The organism is Nocardia sp. NPDC051750, from assembly GCF_044453135.1.
In the GTDB taxonomy this organism is placed as follows: domain Bacteria; phylum Actinomycetota; class Actinomycetes; order Mycobacteriales; family Mycobacteriaceae; genus Nocardia.
In genome coordinates this window covers 159,925-179,740 of the sequence record NZ_JBITCK010000003.1, presented here as the reverse complement: position 1 = coordinate 179,740, position 19,816 = coordinate 159,925, and the positions used below count along the sequence as shown (strand labels likewise).

Here is a 19,816-nt window from a genome sequence, read left to right as displayed (position 1 = left end):
GGTCGCGAAAACTAGAACAGGTTGCAAATTAGAACGAGTTCTATATTGTCTTCTCCATGAAGGTCGCAGTGACCGGCGCAGCCGGCTACCTGGGTACGAATCTGCTCCCGCTGCTCGCCGAGCGTGGCGACGAGATCACCGCCATCGATCGGGTAGCCCCCCGGCAACCCGCCGCGGCGAACGTCACCTGGGTGAGCGCCGATGTCCTGGACCCCGCCTCCATGCGAGCCGCCCTCGACGGCGCGGAAATCGTCTACCACCTGGTTGCCGTGATCACTCTCGCGGACAAGAACGACCTCGCCTGGCGGGTGAACACCCAGGGCGTCCGGGTGGTCGCCGAGGCCGCCCATGCCGTCGGGGCGCGCCGGTTCGTGCACGCAAGCTCGATTCACGCCTTCGATCAGTACAGCTGCGGGGGCAATATCGACGAGACGACGCAGCGGTCCACCGACGCCGGCCTCCCCGTCTACGACCGCTCCAAATGGAACGGCGAGATCGAACTCCGCACGGTGGTCGAATCCGGCCTGGACGCGGTGATCTGCAACCCCACCGGCGTATTCGGCCCCGCCGATCACGGGACCCCGCTGTCCCGGATCAACCGGTCCCTGCGCGACGCCGCACGCGGCCGTATCCCGGCCATGATCGACGGCGGTTTCGACCTGGTCGACGTCCGCGATGTGGCACGCGGCCTCCTCCTGGCCGGCGAACACGGCCGGACCGGGGAGAACTACCTGCTCGGCGGCGAGATGATCTCGATGCTGGACCTCTGCCGGATGGCCGCGCGGCACAGCGGGAAGAAAGGGCCCCGGTTCTCCATCTCTCCGAAGCTCGTATCGGGTCTCATTCCCGTCATGGAGCCGATCGGGAAACGCCTGGGCACCGATATCGTCTCCAAGGCCGCACTCGGCGCGCTGATCTCGGCGCCGCTCGTCGACCACGGCAAGGCCTCCCGGGAACTGGGATATCAGCCCCGCCCGATCGACGACACCGTCCGGGACCTGGTCGCCTTCTTCGCCGATCCACACGCCCCGCTGCCCGATTTCACGCCGGCGGCTTGACAGCGTTTAGAACGCGTGTTCGACTGGACGCGTGCGGTGGCAGAACCAGACGCTGGACGCCGACGACGGCGCACTGCCCGGCCTCGGCCGGGCCGGGTTCGGCCGCACCGTACAGACTCCCGAGTTCGACGGGATCACCTTCCACGAGGTGCTCTGTAAGAGTGCGCTGAACAAGGTCCCCGACGAATCGAATCTTCCGTTCCGGTGGACGATCAATCCGATGCGCGGCTGCTCACACGCCTGCCGCTACTGTTTCGCGCGCGGATCCCACGAGTATCTCGAGCTCGACGCCGGAACCGATTTCGACACCCAGATCGTGGTGAAGACCAATATCGCGGCCGTACTGCGCCGCGAACTCACCCGCCGCTCCTGGCATCGGGAGCGGGTGGCGCTGGGCACCAATACCGACCCGTACCAGCGCGCCGAGGGCAGGTACCGGCTGATGCCCGGCATCATCAGGGCGCTCACCGATTCCGGCACCCCGTTTTCGCTCCTCACCAAAGGCACTCTGCTGCACCGGGATCTCCCCCTCCTGACCTTGGCCGCCCGCGAAGTTCCCGTGCACATCGGTATCTCGCTGGCTCTCCTCGATCCCGAGCTGCATCGCGGGCTGGAACCCGGTACCCCGGCACCCCGAGCGCGGCTCGACCTGGTGCGAGCGTGCAGTGACGCCGGTTTCGCGGTGAATGTCATGGTGGCGCCGGTCATTCCCTATCTCACCGACGGCCGCGCTCAGCTCGACGAACTCTTCGGCGAGCTCGCCGCGGCCGGGGCGGAATCAGCGGTGGTCCTGCCCTTGCATCTCCGGGGCAGTACCCGCGGCTGGTTCCTGGGCTGGCTGGCCGAGAACCATCCCGCACTGCTACGCCGATACCGTCCGCTGTATCGGCGCGGAGCGGTGGTCGCGCCCGAATACGCGACCTGGTTGCGCGAGCGGGTCGATCCGCTGCTGCGCGAGCACGGCCTGCGCCCGGAAGAGCCGAGTGTCCCGCCCACACCGCCGACGCCGGCGCCGGACGAGGCGCCCCAGCTGGAACTCTTCGCCTGACTGCCGGTTTCCGTGCGGAACCACTTCCGCACCGGACCGATCCGACCCGAGAAAAAAGCGCCGATGGCGGCGCGGCCGAATGATGAGAGCATCTCCTCCGCCCGCGAGCCCTCCGGACACCAGTCCAGCCAATAGTCTCACCGGCGCGACGCGCGGCAAAAATCAGCAAGCAGGCCCACTACCTGCGGTTTCATCTCGCTTGCGGCGGTGTCGTAGCTATATCCGAGGAGCCAGGCGGCGCACCGGAGGCGCGCTTTCCCGGCGCGGTGGACCCCCACAGGGGTAGGTTGGCGACTGGCAGCTCATTTCGACGAGGAAGTGAAGCACGCGTATGGTTGCGCAGCACGACAGCATCGGCCGTTCCGAGCAGGTCGAGAACAATTCCGGCGCAGCAGTATTGGACCGGGTCGTCATCCGCTTCGCCGGCGATTCCGGCGACGGTATGCAGCTCACCGGCGACCGGTTCACCCATGAGGCGGCGGCGTTCGGCAACGATCTGGCCACCCAGCCCAATTTCCCGGCCGAGATCCGGGCCCCGCAGGGCACCCTGCCGGGTGTGTCGTCGTTCCAGATCCAGATCGCCGACCACGATATCCTCACCGCCGGCGATCAGCCGGACGTGCTGGTCGCGATGAATCCGGCGGCGCTGAAGGCGAACCTCGCCGAGTTACCGCGCGGCGGCACCCTCATCGTCAACACCGACGAATTCACCAAACGCAATCTCACCAAGGTCGGCTACACCGCCGATCCCCTCGCCGACGACAGTCTGACCGATTTCGTCGTGCACCAGGTCCCGATGACCTCGCTGACGCTGGCCGCCACGGAACCGGCCGGGGTGGGCAAAAAGGACGGTCAGCGCGCCAAGAACATGTTCGCGCTGGGGGTGCTGTCCTGGATGTACGGGCGCCCCCTCGGCGGCACCGAGAAGTTCCTGCGGGAGAAGTTCGCGAAGAAACCGGAGATCGCCGAGGCCAATATCCTCGCGTTCCGGGCGGGCTGGAACTACGGCGAAACCACCGAGGCCTTCGCCACGACGTATCACGTCGCCCCCGCCACGCTCCCCGCGGGCACCTATCGGCAGATCACCGGGAACACCGCGCTGGCCTACGGCCTGATCACCGCCGGATCGCTGGCCGGGATCCCGCTGTTCCTGGGCACCTACCCGATCACCCCGGCCTCCGACATCCTGCACGAACTGAGCAAACACAAGAGTTTCGGAGTCACTACCTTCCAGGCGGAGGACGAGATCGCCGGGATCGGCGCCGCGCTGGGAGCAGCATTGGGTGGTGCGCTCGGGGTCACCAGCACCTCTGGCCCCGGCCTGGCCCTCAAGAGCGAAACCATCGGTCTGGCCGTGATGACCGAATTGCCGCTGGTGATCGTCGACGTCCAGCGCGGCGGCCCGTCCACCGGGCTGCCGACGAAAACGGAACAGGCCGATCTGCTGCAAGCTCTCTACGGCCGTAACGGCGAATCTCCGGTGGCTGTGCTGGCGCCGCGCTCGCCGGCCGACTGTTTCGCCACCGCGGTGGAGGCGGCCCGGATCGCCCTCACCTACCGGACGCCGGTCCTGCTGCTGTCCGACGGGGCCATCGCCAACGGTTCCGAGCCGTGGGCGATACCGGCGGTCGGCGAACTCGACCCGATCGACCCGGATTTCGAACCAGCGGGTGACGGTGAGTTCCGGCCCTACGCCCGCGATCCGGAAACTCTCGCCCGCCCTCTCGCGGTACCGGGAACAGCGGGCCGGGCCCACCGGATCGGCGGTCTGGAGAAGGCCGACGGCAGCGGTGACATCTCCTACGATCCGGCCAACCACGAATTGATGGTCCGGTTGCGGCAGGCCAAGATCGACGGTATCTCGGTGCCGGCCGCCGAAGTCGATGATCCGGACGGCGACGCACACGTGCTGCTGGTCGGCTGGGGCAGCTCCTACGGGCCGATCGGCGAAGCCTGTCGGCGGGTGCGCCGCCGCGGTGCCCGGGTGGCCCAGCTCCATCTGCGCCATCTCAACCCGCTGCCGCCGGATCTCGGCGATGTCCTGCGCCGATACGACACCGTGGTCGCACCGGAGATGAACGGCGGGCAGCTGGCCTGGCTGCTCCGGGCGAAGTACCTGGTGGACGTGCAACCATGGACGAAGGTGGCGGGAACGGCGTTCTCCGCCCAGGAGCTGGTCGGCGTCATCGACGCGGCGCTGGACGGAACGCTGGCCGAACTGGAACAGGCCAAGGGCTTCACCGCCAGAGCACAGGCGACCTATCGCAGGAACGGGGGCGCACCATGACCATCATCGAAACCTCGCTTGCCGGAACCGAACTCGGCATCACGCCGATCTCCGGGCTGTCCGGTGTACCGACCACCACCGAGCCGCAGAAGGCGAAGGACTACACCTCCGACCAGGAAGTCCGCTGGTGCCCGGGCTGCGGCGACTACGTCATCCTCGCCACCGTGCGCGGGTTCCTGGCCGAACTCGGCCTGCGCCGGGAGAACCTGATGTTCGTCTCCGGGATCGGCTGCTCGAGCCGGTTCCCCTACTACCTCGACGCCTACGGTATCCACTCGATCCACGGCCGCGCCCCCGCCATCGCCACCGGGCTGGCGGTGACCCGTCCGGACCTGTCGGTCTGGGTGGTCACCGGTGACGGTGACGCGCTCTCCATCGGCGGCAACCACCTGATCCACGCCCTGCGCCGCAATGTGAACATGACGATCCTGCTGTTCAACAACCGGATCTACGGGCTCACCAAGGGCCAGTACTCCCCCACCTCCGAATCCGGCAAGGTCACCAAATCGACGCCGATGGGTTCGGTGGACCACCCGTTCAACACCCTGTCGGTGGCGCTCGGCGCCGAAGCGACATTCGCCGCCCGGGCCCTCGACTCCGACCGGGCGGGCCTCACCGAGGTGTTACGCGCGGCCGCCGAACATCGTGGTACCTCGTTCGTGGAGATCCTGCAGGACTGCCCGATCTTCAACGACGGCTCCTTCGATGTCCTGCGCCGCGGCGACAGCGAATCCCGGCTGATCCACCTGCGGCACGGACAGCCCCTGCGTTTCGGCGCCGACGGCGAATACGCCGTGGTCCAGCGGGGTTTCGGGCTGGCCGTCGCGCCGTCGGCGGAGGTCGCCGAGGCGGATATCGTCGTGCACGACGCCCATCGCGACGACCCCGAGTACGCCTACGCCCTCTCCCGGCTGTCCGACCAGGACCTGGACCACGTGGTGACCGGTATCTTCCGGGCGGTGGACCGTCCGACCTACGACGACGGCGTCCGCGCCCAGACCACCGCGGCCCAGGAAAAGAACCCCGCAACCCCCGATTCCCTGCAGCGCCTGCTCACCGGCTCGGAAACCTGGACGGTGTAAGCCGGATCATAGGTCCGCGGTCGGAGCCGAGGGGGACTGGTTCGCAAGGGTGATAAGCGAATCGGTCCGCAAAGACGCTGTGTTTTCGGCGCCGCCTCCGGCGGCGCGGGGTTCGGGGCCCCCTTGGTCTCGATTCTTCACTCCGCCGCTCCTCCGCTTCGCTCCCCCGCTCTGTCGCTCCAGAATCGAGACGGGCCCCGAACCACCAAGGTTCTACTGACCGCATGCGGAGAAACGGGGCGGGACCGCATGCGGGCAGGGCCTGGCGACAGACAGATCAATTGCGCCGGGTGAGCACGGCTGCTGGTCACCGTCAGTACAGGGCGGCGATCTCCTGGTCGGTGAGGACAATCGGCGCAACGTAGTCCTTGGCTCTCGCCGACGTGACAGCCCGGTACAACGGCCTTTCCGGGAGACCCGCGTCGCGGGCCTCGGCGCGCAGCTGGTGGACCAGGAGGTCGGCAACCGCGACTCCGGCCGCCAGTTCGCTGCGGTACAGGACGTCGGCCAGCCGGCGCAGGCCCAGGAGGTGCAGTTCCCGCCCACTGCCCGCATCGGTGTACATGGCCAGCGGGACGAGCTGGCGATCCGGTCCGGCGGTGAGCCGCAGTACCACGCGGCTGATCCGGCCGGGGTAGATCAGCAGTTCGACCCCGGTCACCGCGGGCACCTCCAGCCGCCGTGTCCGCCACGGCGTGCGGGCGTGCAGCGTGTTCCCTGCCAGCCACAGACGCCGGCGCCGCGCTGCCAGGAATACGCCTACGGCAGGTACGGCAACAGCGAGTGCGACCACGATCCCGAAGACCGGTCCGAGGAAGAGTCCGACCAGCGCTCCGACTCCGACCGCGACGGCGCTCGCGATCACGGCGGCCCGCCGCATCAGGGGCTCGAGGGCCTCCGGCGCGACCAGGTCCAGCCCGATCGGCTGTTCGGCGTCGGGCGGGGGTGAATCGGTCACGGCGGCGCTTTCGGCTCCGGGGCAGGGTCGCCCCGGAGAGTACTACGGCCGGTCGGACAGCGTCGCGACGATCTCGGCCAGGGGGATCTGCCGCTGGTCGCCGGTGCGCATATCCTTCAGCCCGATCGTCTGTTCCGCCAGGTCGCGGTCACCGAGGATGAGGGTGTACCGGGCACCCGACCGGTCGGCGGCCTTCATGGCCCCCTTGACCCCGCGGTCGCCGTAGGCCAGATCCACGCCGACGCCGGCCGCGCGGAGTTCGCCGGCCAGGACCACCATCCGCTGTTTCGCGGCGGCACCGAGCGGCACCCCGAACACCTCGCAGCGAGCCGGATCGCCCGCGCTGACGCCTTCGGCGGCCAGCGCGAGGACCGTGCGGTCGACACCGAGCCCGAACCCGATCCCGGACAGCGCCTGGCCGCCCAGTTCTTCCATCAGGCCGTCGTAGCGGCCGCCGCCCCCGATCCCGGATTGTGCGCCGAGCCCGTCGTGCACGAATTCGAAGGTGGTTTTCGTGTAGTAGTCCAGACCGCGCACCATCCGCGGATTCAGCACATACGGCACGCCGAGGGCGTCGAGGTGCGCGAGGACCTCGTCGAAGTGTGCCTTCGCCGATTCGGACAGGTGATCGAGCATCAGCGGGGCACCGGCGGTCATCTCCCGGACCTCGGGCCGCTTGTCGTCGAGTACGCGCAGCGGGTTGATCTCGGCCCGGCGCCGGGTCTCGGGATCGAGGTCGAGACCGTACAGGAATTCCTGTAACCGCTCGCGGTACTGCGGACGGCAGGTCTGATCGCCGAGCGAGGTGATCTCCAGCCGGAACCCGGTGAGCCCCAGACTCCGGAATCCGGCATCGGCGACCGCGATGACCTCGGCGTCCAGCGCCGGATCGTCGATGCCAACCGCCTCCACCCCGACCTGCTGCAGCTGCCGGTACCGGCCCTTCTGCGGGCGTTCGTAGCGGAAGAACGGGCCCGCGTAGCTCAGTTTCACCGGGAGCTGACCGCGGTCCAGACCGTGTTCGATCACCGCGCGGATCGCACCGGCCGTACCTTCCGGCCGGAGGGTGACGCTGCGGTCGCTGCGGTCGGAGAAGGTGAACATCTCCTTGCTCACCACATCGGTGGACTCGCCGACACCGCGGGCGAACAGTTCGGTGTCCTCGAAGATCGGCAGCTCGATATGCCCGTACCCGGCGAGTCGGGCGGCGCGGAGCAGGCCGTCGCGCACCGCGACGAACTCGGCCGAACCGGGCGGGACGTAATCCGGGACCCCCTTCGGGGCGGAGAAGCTGCTGGTCTTCGTCACGGTGAACCAGTTTCCCTCACCTGGCCCGGTCGAGTCCAACCGGTTCCCCGCAGCCGCCGCTCCGCGCGGCCGTCCCGGGCGACATCCGGGGGCGCGCCGCCGGAGATGGCAGACTCTGAAGCCGGAAGTAACAGACCAGCAGCGACCGGCCGGGCCCGGGCCCGGCCGCCGCACGGGAGGAATGTGGTAGTGCCGAGCAATGAACAGCGCCGAGCGGCGGCGAAACGCAAGCTGGAACGACAGCTCGCCAACCGAGCCGAACGCGCGCGCAAGCGTAAGCAACTCACCATCGCCGGATCCGCGCTCGGTGTGGTCGTGGTGATCGCCGCCGTGACCGGTGTGTATTTCCTGACCCGTGGCGAGGACACCCCCGATTCCGCCGCGTCGCAGACCACCGACGCCTCGCTGTCCAGCACCCCGGGCGCCGCCCCGCCGCCGCCCGCGGCCGCGAAACCCGCCACGGTGAACTGCACCTATCGCGACAGCGCCGAACCCGCCGCCAAACCGGTGGAGAAGCCGCGCGCGGAGGGAATCCAGACCGGCGACGGCAACGCGGAGCTGAGCCTCAGCGTGGACACCGATCACGGCCCCCTCGGGCTGACCTTGAACAATGCCGAGTCGCCGTGCACCGTGAACAGTTTTGCCAGCCTGGCCGGCCAGGGCTATTTCGACGGTACGGAATGCCACCGCCTCACCCAGGGCGAGGGTCTCAAGGTGCTGCAGTGCGGTGACCCGACCGGCACCGGCACCGGCGGCCCGGGCTACGAGTTCGACAACGAGTACCCCACCGACCAGTACCCGCCCAACGATCCGGCCCTGCAGCAGCCGGTCGGCTACCAGCGTGGTGTCCTGGCCATGGCCAACGCCGGGCCCGGGACCAACGGCAGCCAGTTCTTCATCGTCTACGGCGATTCGATGTTGCCGCCGAACTACACGATCTTCGGCACGGTGGACGACGCCGGACTGGCGACCCTGGACACCATCGCCGGGATCGGCCAGGACGAATCCAACGGTCCGGGGGACGGCAAGCCGAACCAGCCGGTCACCCTGAAGTCGGTGCGTATCGACTGAGGCCGGCCCGGCGGGTACGCCTCCCGCAAGGGTTCCGTAGATATATGCTGGTCGACGTCGACGTTGCGCAGACTGTGCCTCTACATCTCGGGTAATCTCGAAAGCGGGAGTGCGCGTGACCATGTCGCGCTCATCGGTCGCTGTTCCGGGCCGGGGCGCTACCGGTGGGATCTTCCGGCGAATGTTTCCGGAGGGCGAATCCCGATCGCCCGGCGCGGCCCGCCGCCGCCGGGCACCATGAAGACCCATAGTGACCACCGCAGTATCGGGAGCAGCCATGTCCGAGGATATCGACGATATCGGCCGGGAAACCGCGGCCATGATGAAGACGATGTTGCAGATCGCGACCCTGGTCGCGCTCAAGACCCGGGAACGCGGTCAGCGCGAGGCCGAGGCCCGCGTGAAACTCACCGAGGCACGGGTGAAAGAGGCCCGGGAACTGCAGATCCGCGAGGCACGCGATGCCAAGTCCAAGGATCCCCGCAACCTGGCTTTGGCCCAGACCATTTCACGGGCAGCGGCCGAGGTGAAACCGGGCTCCTCGGTCCCGCAACGGGAAACAAGCGGCTACCGGGGAGTGCAGCTGGAGAAGGACCGCGTCACGCTGGAACGGTTCACGGAGAGATCCGACCAGATGGCCGGCGCGGCCACCGCGGTGAGTTACGACTCGGTGGAACGCCGGGAGGCCCTGGCCTCGCATCTGGCCAGGATCGGGATCGCCCCGGAACTCGCGGCGGCCCGGATGCTGGTCGAGGTAGGCCAGGCGGGTCCAGCAAGCGAAGCGGCCCGCAACCGCCCGGATCGGACACCCGCGGTGCAGCGGGCGCGGGAGCAGGAGCTGAGCCGAAGCCGCGGGCTGGAGCGCAGCCGGTAACCCACGCCGATCGGCACCAGAAAACGCCCGTCGTCGACGGGCGTTTTCTGGTGCCGGGACCACGAACGGTCAGCGCCGTGGATCGTCGATCTCGATTCCACCGGCAGGCTCGGATTCCTCCGCCGGGGACTTCGGGACGTCCCCGGGTTCGCTGAACAACCCGAGCGGCGGTGCGGCGAGCGGTAGCGGATCGAGCCTGTCCTTGTGCCCGTTACGCACGCTGCAGTACTTGAACGGCCCGCGCGGGTCGAGCAGTACGGCCATGTGCTGATCGGCATGGTCGAGGAACCATACGCTCATCCCGGTGGCCGGATCCCGGCGCAAATGCTCCCAGGCACGCCAAAGCGCATCGAGCCGGACCACTGCCTCGGTGTGCTGCCACCATTGCGGGCACCAGACGGTATCGCTGAGGTCGCTGACCTGACGGCGATAGACAACGCTGAGGTAGTTCTCGACGAACTCCACCACGTTCTCGTAGACGAGCTGTCCTTGCTGTGGGGGGGTCTCGGTCACAGCGGGCGAACCTCCTGCCTGTCTCCCGGCCCGGTGTCCGGTCCCGGGGGTTCTTCTCCCGGTCCGTTATCCGGTTCCGGGGGTGTTCCTTTGATGAGCGACGGAGCACCGATCAGGTCGGTGATCCGAGTCTTCTGCTGCGGATCGTGCTGTTCGATGGACTTCTTCACCAGCGAGGCATACTCGCCCTCCCACCATGGCACAGTCCGCACCAGGACCGGCGGAGCTCCGGACGAGAACACGATGGCCCGGCCGCGCGGCAGCGTGGCCAGCGCCTGCACCGTGAACGTCTTCGACGATCCCAGCGACCGCGAGTAACTCTTGCTGCCCTTGGATTCCGAGACCGACGCCGAGATGGCCGAATGCTCGCCGATGGCCTCCGAACGCTCCCGCAGGAAATTCGCGTCGTCGACGCCACTGCCGAACACCTTGATATTGGCGGCCGACCAGAGCGCGTTCATCCCGTCGTCGCCCCAGCACCGGGCACCCTGCGCCCAGGACTGCAGGACGGTCATCACGACGATGCCGCGCGACCCGAAATGGCTGTACTGCTTGGGCAGATCCTTCCAGCGCACCACATTCGCGGCTTCGTCCAGCACGGCCAGCAGCGGAATCGGCAGCCGCCCGAAGGCCGACCGCGACGCCTTGCGCATGGCGACATCGATCACGGCCTCGGTGAGGGCGCTCACCAGCGGGGCAGCGGAACCACGCCCCTCCAGGGACAGGCTGTAGAGCGTTCCGTTGTTCTCGATGAACTCGAGCTCGTCGAGCTGGGCCCGGTCCCGTTCGTTGGGATCCGTCCGCGGGGTCACCCATTTGTGCACATTCCGCAGTTTCAGGCAGCGCACCATTTTCTTGGCAGTACTGAAGATTCCGCTGCGGGTCCGCGGATCGGCGTCGTACTGGGCGCGCAGACCGGACGCCGAGTAACCGTGCCCGGCATTGGCCAGCAGCACGACCGGATCGCGGTCGTTCGGGTTCGTCACCCATTCCCAGATCTGGGTTATGGGCAGCTTGCCGACCGCCGCAGCCAGAAAGAGACCGGCCAGCAGATCTTCGGCCTCCGGGTCGAAGAAGTTGTCCTTGCCGGAATCCGAGCCGCTGTCGGCGTCGGCGAAATGCCCGGCCAGTCGCGCCGCCCGCATCTCGCAGCCGTCGCTGTGCACGTCCACCCAGTCCAGCGGGTTCCAGTACCAGGTGGGTTCTTCGGCGGCGACGCCCTGCGGGTCGAACACGAAGGTCCGGCTGCCCTTGGCTTCGCGGACATCCCTGGTCGCGTCCACGACATCCCGCTTGTTGGAGGTCGCCAGGACCGGCCCGATGGCACTGAGAATCGCCGGGATGACCCGGGAACTGGACTTGCCCTGCCGCGGACCCCAGATATCGAGGTGCAGATCCTCGTAGGAGCCGTACAGCATGGTGCCGTCGGCGACGGCCACCCCGATCGGCACCCCGGGCGCGGCGTTTTCGCCGAGCCGCACGCCGAGCTGCCCGGCTTTCTCCCGGACCCCGGCCTCGGTGAGGGCCGCAATAGCGCTGCCGTTGCCCATGACACCGGCCTTGTCGTCCACAGCGAGCCGGCCCACATTCCGCTTCGCGGCAGCCCGCCGGCGCCACAGCACAAAACCCGCCAGCCCGGCGACGACCAGCACCAGAATCGCTGTGGCACCGGCGGGCCAGCGGAGCTCCCCTTTGACCATGCCGGCGATGATCGCGATCGGGTTGACCGGCATATCCTGCTTCTGCAGCGACAGCATATTGCCGAGATGCAGCGCAATCCAGACGGTTCCGATGACAGCGCCGCCGACGTAGATCGAAATGAGCGTGGGATCGGGCCCCTTGATGGCCGGATCCTTCACCGGTTTCTGCTTCGCCATACCTGCCTCCTCAGTGGTCCCCGCCCGCGGTCACCGGTAGCCGTCCAGGCGCCAGCCCTCGGGCGTGCGCACCACGGTCGCGATAACGGTGGCCGGCGCCAGGGGTTCCTCGCGGCCGTCCGGGTAGACGACGGTCTGCTCGATTCCGATCTTGTACTGCCGCACAGCGGGATCCGGCCCGGCGGGCGGGCGGTCGCCGGAGGCGAAGGTGAACGCCTCGACCCGCGCGCCCGCCGCCGCCCATTCACCCCACCGCAGGGAGACACCCGGGGCGCCCGCGGTCTCCGTGGACGCACCGAGCACCCGCACCAAACTCGGGCCCAGGAACCGCCGTGCCCGTTCCAGCGATGCACCCGGTACCTCGGCGGCGGGTTCCCAGTGGTAGATCTCGCGCAGCGCCGCCACCGCGACACCGTCGGGCGTCGCCGGATCCGGTGCCGGTACGGCCTCCAGCTGCCGAGGGGTGGAAACGGCCGGGGCGCTGCCCGTTTCCGCGTCGTCGCCACTACCACAACCGCTCAGCACTGCGATGCCCAGCATCAGCACCACCACCAGTCCCGCACCAGCACTCGTCTTCTGGTTCCAGGCTAACCGCCCGACGCGCCGGTCCGGTGTCGATCCGCGCGTGTTCACAGCACCCTCCTCGCTCGGGCGTCACCGGGGACCGGGGCCTGCGCCACACCACCGGGAGCGTCCGCGGTATCCGCGGGGGCCGCGTGGATCATCTGCCCGTCACCGGCATAGATACCGACCTGGGCGGGCCCCCGGGCACCGAAATCGCTGAAGACCAGGTCACCCGGCTGTATTTCGGTGAGCGCCACCTCGGCCCCGGCCTCCCACTGCTGTTCGGCGGTGCGCGGTAGCGAGATGGTTCCGGACGACGCGGCGAAAACCGCGGCCGAGGTCAGACCGGGCCCGTCGAGCCCGCCGCCGCTCGGCCCCTGCGGTCCACCGCCACCCCAGACATACGGGGTGCCCAGCCAGTCGTGTGCGGCCTGCACCACCTGGTCGCCCGGGGTGCCGCCCTCGGTATCGGGCGAGAATCGGCCGGCCGCGCCCGGATCCCGGTATTCCGCTTCCATCGCCAGGATATTCGCCACATAGGGCTGGGTCTCGGAGTAGTGCGCGGCGACCTGATTCGGCATGCCACCGGAGGCCAGCACCGCGCCTTCACCCGCGTTGTAGGCGGCCAGGGTCAACGCGACCACATCCCCCTGCACCCGGCCCTCGGCCATCCATCCGGTGATCTTGTGCGCGATCGCGCACATATACCGGCCCTGGCCGACGATCGCGTCGCCGTCATCCCAGACGCTCGCCGTCCCGTTGCCGTCGGCGTCGATCACATAGGGCTGCCCGTCATCCGGGTTGATACTGGCCGCGGTACCGGGCAGGAACTGCGCGAGCCCCTGCGCGCCCGCCGGCGAGGTGAGACCGCGCCGGAAACCGGATTCCTGGCGACCCTGCGCGGCCAGCAGCGAAGGCGTCACTTCCGGGCAGAGTGATCCCGCCCGGCGATACCAGATCTCGAGTTCCGGCGGCACCTTGCCCACGGCCAGCGCGCCACCGGGCGTACCGAAACCGCGGACGCACTCCGGGTCGGTCGAATAGGCGCGGGCGCCACCGACATCGGGGGTGGGTGCCCCGTCCAGCCAGGGCATGGGATCGATCTGACGGCCACCGGTGAACCGGCCACCGGGCACGATCTCGAAATGCAGGTGCGGACCGCTGGATTCGCCGGCCGAGCCGACCGCGCCGATATGCTGACCGGCCCGCACCTGCTCCCCCACCCGCACCAGCACCCCGTCGTCCCACATATGTCCGTAAACAGCCGAGTACGCCCGGCCGTTGCCCGGATCCACCGAATCGACCACGATCCAGTTGCCGAAGCCGGAGGCCGCGCCGGCGGCCACCACGACCCCGTCGGATACCGCGAAGATCGGTGTCCCGTCGGCCGCGGCCAGGTCGATACCCTTGTGCCCGCCGCCCCGGGAGCCGAAGACATCGGAGACGGAGAACGTTCCGGCCGCCATCGGCCAGATGCGGCCCAGCGGTCCGGCGTCGGCGGCGAGCGAGGGCGTCGCGGTCGCGGCGGGGTTCGCGGGGGAACTCGGAGCTGCACCGGCCGCCCGCGGATCACCCGGCGGGTAGCCACCCGGTGGCAGGTTCGTCGTTCCGTCCGGATCGACCACCGAACCGCCCTCGCAGGGATCGTCGACCGCGGGCATCACGATGACCAGAATGACTGTCATCAGTCCGAGTACCAGCCCGAGTGCCGTCCACAGCACAGATTTCGCGGTCACTGCCGCACCCTCGCAGGGTTCACGTGCGACGCCGGGTTTCGTTGAGTGTATCGGCCAAGGCCCGGTTCACCTCGGCGGCCGCGGCCAGCTGCTGTTGCAGCAGGGTGACCTTACGTCGCAACGCGACCGTGTCCAGCCGTTCCAGATTCGGTCCCTCCGCGGCCCGGACCCAGTTCCGCACCGAATTGGTGTGCACCCCGATCTGTTCGGCCACCACCCGGCACGCTTCCGATTCGCTGCGCAGTTTGCCGGTCAGCGCGATGACCTGCTCCACCGCGGCGGCCCGGACTTCGGGCGATACCCGCCGATACGACCGGTGCGGCATCATAAACCGCTCCCTCCCCCGGGCTGTTTCCCGTCCGGAACCGCGGCCGCACCGCCGAACCGTCCCGGATGCGCGGTGAATTCGTCGAACCGCTGGTTGGTGTCGTGGATTCCGCTGAGTTTCTCGGCGGCGGTGAATTCCATGTGGAACGGGATACCGGGCCGGCGGTCCTCCCCGATCTTCAGCAGGAACTTGCCGGTTCCGGGTGGGGCGGGGCGCAACTGCCCGGGTTTGAGTGCCTCTCCGGTGAGTGCCTGCGGCGCCGACCACCCGGTCACCATCTCCTCCTCTGCGGAGGTGAACGGGATCGTACTGTCCAGCCGTTTGATCTCCTCGGCCGGTAACGCACCGAAGATCTTCGCGCGCGCCCGTTCCAGGAAACCGAGAGCCTTCGCGATCGCCGCCTCCGACCCCAGGGCCTGCAGGTCCTTGATGGTGTGGCTGATCATGATCAGCGCGGTGGCGATACCGCGCTGCAGGCGGGTCAGCTCGTCGACCCGGTCGACCATGAAATCGCCGAGGCCGAGCACCTGCCACAGCTCGTCCATCACCACCTGGAAGTACCGCTGCGGGGCCATCCCGGCGTCGGTGAGGGTATGCGCGGCCTCCACCGCGGCGAAACCGTCGGCCCAGCAGGCCAGCATCACGGCGGCCTTGAGTTTCTTGTCCCCCTGGGGGATGTGGGAGACGTCGATACACACGGCGACCGACTCGGTGTCGATCGGCACCGTGGTCTGCCCGTTGAACACCGCGCCGAACGGGCCCTGGGTGAGTGCCCGCAGCGAGCGCCGCAATCCCCTGATCGCTTCCTGGTAGTCGGCCGGGTTGTCGGCGCCGGCATCGAGGGTCAGTTCCTCGCCGCCGGCGACAATGACCTCCAGCAGGTTCTCCATGATCGGCGGCCGATCCGGGGTGTAGCCGCTGCTCGGCCGGTACAGGATCCGCAGCGCGGTGGAGATCAGTGTCTCCTCGTAATCGCGCACCCGCGCTCCGCGCACCAGTTCCACCAGACCGGCGATCAGCGTGACCTGCCGGGCATGCAGATCCTGCAGCACCTGGCGTTGCAGGTCCGGGTGGTCGCCGAGGAGTGGCACGATATCGCCGAGCACCCCGCCGGCGAGCGGGTTGAGTTTGCCGTGACCGTAACCCAGGTCGATCACCTGGCCACCGACCAGTTCCACCAGGCGCCGGTAGTCGGGTTTGACATCGGCGAGGATCATCGGGGTGATGTTCTGCGCCACCCCGCCGAGGACGATCCGCCGGACCAGCGACGATTTCCCGAACCCGTTGAGACCTAGTACGAAAAGGCTCGGCGCCGTGATGAAACTACCACGCATGAACCAGTTCATCGGATCGAAGCAGACCGGGGCCCCGGTGTGCAGATGAGAACCCAGCGGGGTACCGATCAGCGGCGCGCCGGCGCCGACCGACCACGGCCACAGGCCGGCCACCTGCGCGGTCGTGGCCCGGTATTCGACCGGGCGGCCCACCACGTTCATCCGGCCACCGCCGGACCCGGCGAAGCCGCGGTCGGTCAATTGCGCGGTCTGCCGGTCGAAACCGTCCTGGAATTCCTGTTCGACGCGGGCCTCGTAGTTACGCCGCCGGATATCGTCGGTGCGGACCCGGAAGGTCGCCCAGGCCGCCCGCAGACCGGCACCCTCACGGCTGACCTCTTCCAGCCGGGAGCGGGTGGCCGGGTCGAGGAGCGGCGGGCCCGACTGCCGGCGCTTTTCGGCGCGCACCCGCGCGCGGCGCGCCGCCTTGTCGAATTCCGGCGTGCCCATGGCACGGTCGGCGGTGGTGTCGACGCGGGCGCGCCGCACCCGGTTCCCGGTGCCGCGGTCGCGCGGGTCCCGATCGCCGCCCTGTGGTGCACTGCCCCGCCGTTCGGTACGCGAGCGTCCGCCCTCGCGTCGCGGCGCGGACTCGGGCCCGTATTCGGTATCCCGGCCACGCCGCTGCTCGTCCCTGTTCGACCGTGCCCGGTCGCCGGTGGCGACCCGGACCCGGTTCCGTTCCCGTACAGGTGGCTCGTGCTCGCGTACCATCAGTCGTTCACCCTGCCAATGCTTTAGGTATGGTCGCGTGCTCGGGCAGGATCACCCCGCAGCCGAGCGATGCCGCGAAAGCCGCCGACTGATACCGATAGCAGCGGCGGATCTTCAACCGGGCCTGTGTGGACAGGTCGCGGGTAATGGCTTCGATACGCGGCAGATCGCCGCGTAGTGGTTCGGTGATGGTGACCAGCGCACCGAACCGGGTGACGCCGTGGCCGCGGGCCTGCTCCTCGCGGGCCTGCTGGGTCGCACCGACCCGCAGGGTCGCCGAAGCCGACACCACACCGCGTTCGCTCTGCTGCGCGACCAGGGCGTTCTTGAAATCGTCGTCCACGATTTCGGCGGCGTCGGCCGCCGAATGCGGCCGGTAGACGATGGCGACCCGTTTCCGCGGGACCTCCGGGTTCGGCGCGAGCAGACGCTGCAGGACCCGCTCGTCGACCGCGCCTTCCGGGGCGGTGTCCATCTCCCAGGTGACCGACCGGCCGCCGTCGTGCAGGAGATGATCCCATTTCTCGTCGTGCGAAACAGGTCCCGCGTCGGCCCAGTCCAGGCCGTGCCCTTCCGGTTCGCCCGCGGCAACCTCGAGATCGGCCTGTGAGGCCGGATCGTAGCTACGCCGGATGAACGAGATGACCTCGTCGGCCGACATCGGCTGGGCCCGTACCCCGGCTTCGGCCAGCGCCGCGCAGATCCCGGGGAGCCGGCGGCCGATCTCGACGGCCTCCTCGGCCGGGTTCTTCCGCCGTTCGGCGGTGGTGGCCTTGAAGGTGATCGCCACCCGGGGCAGCAATTGCACCCGTTCCTGCGGTAGTTCGGTGGCCAGTTCGTACATCACCTGCTGGGCCAGCTCGGGTGCCTCCGGCCTGGTGATCGTGGAAACCTCGGTGAGCAGCCGGTTCCCGGTCTCCGGGACGGTGTCGATCACCGGGACGACGGCGACGATATCGCTGGTCTGGCCGACCGAGGCCAGGAAGGTCCCCCAGGCCGAGACCCAGCGGTCGATCACCGGCTGGTCCACCGCCTCATGACCCTGCGGCCAGGCCCGCAGCACGACCGTGTACTGGGCGAACTGCGGAAGATGGATCATCCCGAAGCTGTAGCCGCCGGCATCGATACCCTCGTAGAGCTTGGAGGGGGCGAGCAGACCCGGAAGCCGGGTGAAACCACCCGGCACCCGGGAAAATCGACCGCCGCGGTACACATGCTCGCCGCGGCTGCGCGAACGCATCCAGTGGAACATCATCAATCCCGTCTCGTAGCCGGAGCGACCCCCACGCCGCATGACCAGGGGCGCCATGATCACCACACCGGCCCCGCCCACCACGGCACCCCACTGGAAACCGCCGACCATGGCGACGACCAGCGCGGTGATCACCACGACGAAGCCGAGCACGGTCTCTTCCCACCGCAGGCCGAAAAGGCCGGCGCTGCGCGGCTTCTGCCACAGCCCGTAGGAGCGGCGCTCGTAGGTTTCGGTGCTGGTCATCGCGGGATGGTGCTCCTACCGAGGTCAGGGGAACGGTTGGTCCAGCGGTCACCCGCGACATCGCCCATGGCCTGATCGGCCCGGGTCATCCCGGCGGTCGCGGACCGGGCGGCGCCGATACCACTGGCCACGCGGTTCGCACCGGACGGTACACCGCCGCCACGTGGCGGTTCACCCGGCCGCTGCGCCTGCGATGCCGGAGCGCCACCACCACCGCCACCGCGCGGTGGCGGCGCCGGACGCGGGGCACCACCACCACGTCCGCCACCCGGTGGCGGCGGACCCGCTGCACCGCCGACGTATCCGGCCCGGCCCGGGGCGGCGGCGCCCTTGGTTCCCACCGCTTTGGTGCCCATGGCGCCGAGGCCGGCGGCCGCGAGGAGGGTGCCCCCGGTCGCGGTCAGACCGGAGCCGCCGCTGCCCACGATCGCGACGGCCGGTGTCACCAGCCGCATCAGGGCGGGCAGCACGAACGCCACACTGCACAGCAGCACGATGGCGACCAGCATCCGCTGTGCCTGTTCCGCATCGGGCAGGCCACCGGCCGGGGTCAGCTCGTCGACATGGCCCGCCGTGGTGAAAGCGATCATGTAGACGATCGCGGCCACCGGTTTCCACAGCATGAACGCAATGATCCAGCCGACCAGCTTCTGATACGACTGTTTGCCGGTATTCATGCCCGAGGCCGCGGCCGCCAGCGGCAGCACCCCGGCCGCGATGACCAGCAATCCCTGCCGCACGATGGCGAGCACGATCTGCGCCAGCGCACCGAGCAATCCGACGATCGCGATGATGAGTACCAGACCGGGCGAGAAAGCTTGTAGCTTACTGGTTTTCACCATGAGCTCGGCCATGTTACGGGCATTTCCGTTGGTGGCGTCCTGGATTATCCACTCGGCGAACCGGTCCGAGGCCTGGGTGCCCGCGACGATGACCGCGCCGAGCATCCAGGAACTGAACACCACTCTGGTGAACATGCGGAACGATTCGGCCGCCTCGTTCATGGCGGCCCCGCGTCTGGCCTCGGCCAGGCGTAGCCCGGTGATGATGATCGAGGCGATGAGCAGGAGTATCTGCACCTGATAGGTGTAGTCGTTGATCTTGGTGAACAGGCTGCCCGAATCGCTGGCGACCTCGTTGGGCACCTTCATCCAGAAGGTCAACGCCAGGATGATCGCCTCGCCGAGGCCGTTCATCAGCGAATCGACCACCTTGCCGAAGGTCGAATCCCAGGCCTTGTCCTTGACCGCCGTCGCGGCCTCGCCCGGATGGGCCGCCGCATTACCCGCCTTGCAGACCGCCGAGGCCGCGTCACCCAGCGAAATCCCCGGAATACCGAGGTCGTCGAGCGCGTCGTGGATCTCGTTGCAGGTCTGGTCCCAGCCGTACGGCTGGGAGTTGGCCACCACCGGGGTCGTGATCATCACGGTGAAGATCACCGCGAAGATGGTGACGAACCGTCTGGCCAGCGATACCCGCCGCGAGACGCCGGGATCGGCTCGCCGGTCGTCCGGACCGCTGTCTTCGCGCACTGCCTGAGCTTCCACTTTCCGTCCCAACATCGGA

General features: G+C 68.6%; 16 protein-coding genes. 6 read left to right on the top strand and 10 right to left on the bottom strand.

Going from position 1 to position 19,816, the window contains the following annotated elements; all coding sequences use genetic code 11:
• Positions 1 to 56 precede the first annotated feature (56 nt).
• The 4 genes from ACIA75_RS14455 to ACIA75_RS14440 all read left to right on the top strand — a co-directional run bounded on the left by ACIA75_RS14455 (position 57) and on the right by ACIA75_RS14440 (position 5,475).
• Complete coding sequence (locus tag ACIA75_RS14455) at positions 57 to 1,058, top strand: NAD-dependent epimerase/dehydratase family protein (protein ID WP_397103835.1); 1,002 nt, start codon at positions 57 to 59, stop codon at positions 1,056 to 1,058.
• 31 nt (positions 1,059 to 1,089) lie between these two features.
• Positions 1,090 to 2,106, top strand: a complete 1,017-nt coding sequence (locus tag ACIA75_RS14450; RefSeq protein ID WP_397103833.1) for an Rv2578c family radical SAM protein — start codon at positions 1,090 to 1,092, stop codon at positions 2,104 to 2,106.
• Positions 2,107 to 2,437: 331 nt separating this feature from the next.
• The gene (locus tag ACIA75_RS14445) at positions 2,438 to 4,393 is read left to right on the top strand and encodes a 2-oxoacid:acceptor oxidoreductase subunit alpha (RefSeq protein WP_397103831.1); all 1,956 of its coding nucleotides are present in this window, start codon (positions 2,438 to 2,440) and stop codon (positions 4,391 to 4,393) included.
• Complete coding sequence (locus tag ACIA75_RS14440; RefSeq protein ID WP_397103829.1) at positions 4,390 to 5,475, top strand: 2-oxoacid:ferredoxin oxidoreductase subunit beta; 1,086 nt, start codon at positions 4,390 to 4,392, stop codon at positions 5,473 to 5,475. The genes ACIA75_RS14445 and ACIA75_RS14440 overlap by 4 nt, the downstream gene beginning before the upstream one ends.
• Before the next feature lie 313 nt (positions 5,476 to 5,788).
• Here the strand turns inward: ACIA75_RS14440 and ACIA75_RS14435 are convergent, their stop codons facing one another.
• Both ACIA75_RS14435 and hisS read right to left on the bottom strand, forming a co-directional pair.
• Positions 5,789 to 6,433 (bottom strand): hypothetical protein, encoded by a 645-nt coding sequence (locus tag ACIA75_RS14435; protein ID WP_397103827.1) that lies wholly within the window; start codon positions 6,431 to 6,433, stop codon positions 5,789 to 5,791.
• Positions 6,434 to 6,475: 42 nt separating this feature from the next.
• On the bottom strand, positions 6,476 to 7,741 hold the full coding sequence (gene hisS / locus ACIA75_RS14430) for a histidine--tRNA ligase (protein WP_397103825.1): 1,266 nt from the start codon (positions 7,739 to 7,741) through the stop codon (positions 6,476 to 6,478).
• Between the two features lie 189 nt (positions 7,742 to 7,930).
• On the opposite strand from hisS, the gene ACIA75_RS14425 reads away from it, so the two are divergent.
• On the top strand, positions 7,931 to 8,812 hold the full coding sequence (locus ACIA75_RS14425) for a peptidylprolyl isomerase (RefSeq protein WP_397103823.1): 882 nt from the start codon (positions 7,931 to 7,933) through the stop codon (positions 8,810 to 8,812).
• Positions 8,813 to 9,089: 277 nt separating this feature from the next.
• Positions 9,090 to 9,686, top strand: coding sequence for a hypothetical protein (locus ACIA75_RS14420; RefSeq protein ID WP_397103821.1), 597 nt, complete (start codon positions 9,090 to 9,092; stop codon positions 9,684 to 9,686).
• 69 nt (positions 9,687 to 9,755) lie between these two features.
• On the opposite strand, the gene ACIA75_RS14415 is transcribed toward ACIA75_RS14420, so the two are convergent.
• The 8 genes from ACIA75_RS14415 to ACIA75_RS14380 form a co-directional block, all read right to left on the bottom strand.
• A complete protein-coding gene (locus ACIA75_RS14415; RefSeq protein WP_397103819.1) occupies positions 9,756 to 10,199 on the bottom strand; it encodes a DUF4913 domain-containing protein in 444 nt (147 codons plus the stop codon).
• Positions 10,196 to 12,076, bottom strand: coding sequence for a type IV secretory system conjugative DNA transfer family protein (locus ACIA75_RS14410; RefSeq protein WP_397103817.1), 1,881 nt, complete (start codon positions 12,074 to 12,076; stop codon positions 10,196 to 10,198). The genes ACIA75_RS14415 and ACIA75_RS14410 overlap by 4 nt, the downstream gene beginning before the upstream one ends.
• Positions 12,077 to 12,106: 30 nt before the next feature.
• A complete protein-coding gene (locus ACIA75_RS14405; protein WP_397103815.1) occupies positions 12,107 to 12,709 on the bottom strand; it encodes a hypothetical protein in 603 nt (200 codons plus the stop codon).
• Positions 12,706 to 14,325 carry a peptidoglycan DD-metalloendopeptidase family protein gene (locus ACIA75_RS14400; protein ID WP_397105303.1) on the bottom strand — a complete coding sequence of 540 codons (1,620 nt, stop codon included), beginning with the start codon at positions 14,323 to 14,325 and terminating at the stop codon, positions 12,706 to 12,708. The genes ACIA75_RS14405 and ACIA75_RS14400 overlap by 4 nt, the downstream gene beginning before the upstream one ends.
• A 70-nt stretch (positions 14,326 to 14,395) precedes the next feature.
• Complete coding sequence (locus ACIA75_RS14395) at positions 14,396 to 14,704, bottom strand: transposase (RefSeq protein WP_397103813.1); 309 nt, start codon at positions 14,702 to 14,704, stop codon at positions 14,396 to 14,398.
• Positions 14,701 to 16,752 carry a hypothetical protein gene (locus ACIA75_RS14390; RefSeq protein ID WP_397103811.1) on the bottom strand — a complete coding sequence of 684 codons (2,052 nt, stop codon included), beginning with the start codon at positions 16,750 to 16,752 and terminating at the stop codon, positions 14,701 to 14,703. Before ACIA75_RS14390 ends, ACIA75_RS14395 begins: the two co-directional genes overlap by 4 nt.
• A 7-nt stretch (positions 16,753 to 16,759) precedes the next feature.
• Positions 16,760 to 18,250: an SCO6880 family protein gene (locus ACIA75_RS14385; protein WP_397103809.1), complete on the bottom strand. Its 1,491-nt coding sequence runs from the start codon at positions 18,248 to 18,250 to the stop codon at positions 16,760 to 16,762.
• Entirely contained in the window at positions 18,247 to 19,812 is a 1,566-nt protein-coding gene (locus tag ACIA75_RS14380) for a hypothetical protein (protein ID WP_397103807.1), read from the bottom strand. Before ACIA75_RS14380 ends, ACIA75_RS14385 begins: the two co-directional genes overlap by 4 nt.
• Positions 19,813 to 19,816: the final 4 nt, after the last annotated feature.

Excerpts from the sequence above, each read along its gene's own strand:
- ACIA75_RS14455 (WP_397103835.1), top strand. The coding sequence starts at position 57 with ATGAAGGTCGCAGTGACCGGCGCAGCCGGCTACCTGGGTACGAATCTG.
- ACIA75_RS14445 (WP_397103831.1), top strand. The coding sequence starts at position 2,438 with ATGGTTGCGCAGCACGACAGCATCGGCCGTTCCGAGCAGGTCGAGAAC.
- ACIA75_RS14440 (WP_397103829.1), top strand. The coding sequence starts at position 4,390 with ATGACCATCATCGAAACCTCGCTTGCCGGAACCGAACTCGGCATCACG.
- ACIA75_RS14420 (WP_397103821.1), top strand. The coding sequence starts at position 9,090 with ATGTCCGAGGATATCGACGATATCGGCCGGGAAACCGCGGCCATGATG.
- ACIA75_RS14410 (WP_397103817.1), bottom strand. The coding sequence starts at position 12,076 with ATGGCGAAGCAGAAACCGGTGAAGGATCCGGCCATCAAGGGGCCCGAT.
- ACIA75_RS14400 (WP_397105303.1), bottom strand. The coding sequence starts at position 14,325 with ATGACAGTCATTCTGGTCATCGTGATGCCCGCGGTCGACGATCCCTGC.
- ACIA75_RS14395 (WP_397103813.1), bottom strand. The coding sequence starts at position 14,704 with ATGATGCCGCACCGGTCGTATCGGCGGGTATCGCCCGAAGTCCGGGCC.
- ACIA75_RS14390 (WP_397103811.1), bottom strand. The coding sequence starts at position 16,752 with ATGGTACGCGAGCACGAGCCACCTGTACGGGAACGGAACCGGGTCCGG.
- ACIA75_RS14385 (WP_397103809.1), bottom strand. The coding sequence starts at position 18,250 with ATGACCAGCACCGAAACCTACGAGCGCCGCTCCTACGGGCTGTGGCAG.
- ACIA75_RS14380 (WP_397103807.1), bottom strand. The coding sequence starts at position 19,812 with ATGTTGGGACGGAAAGTGGAAGCTCAGGCAGTGCGCGAAGACAGCGGT.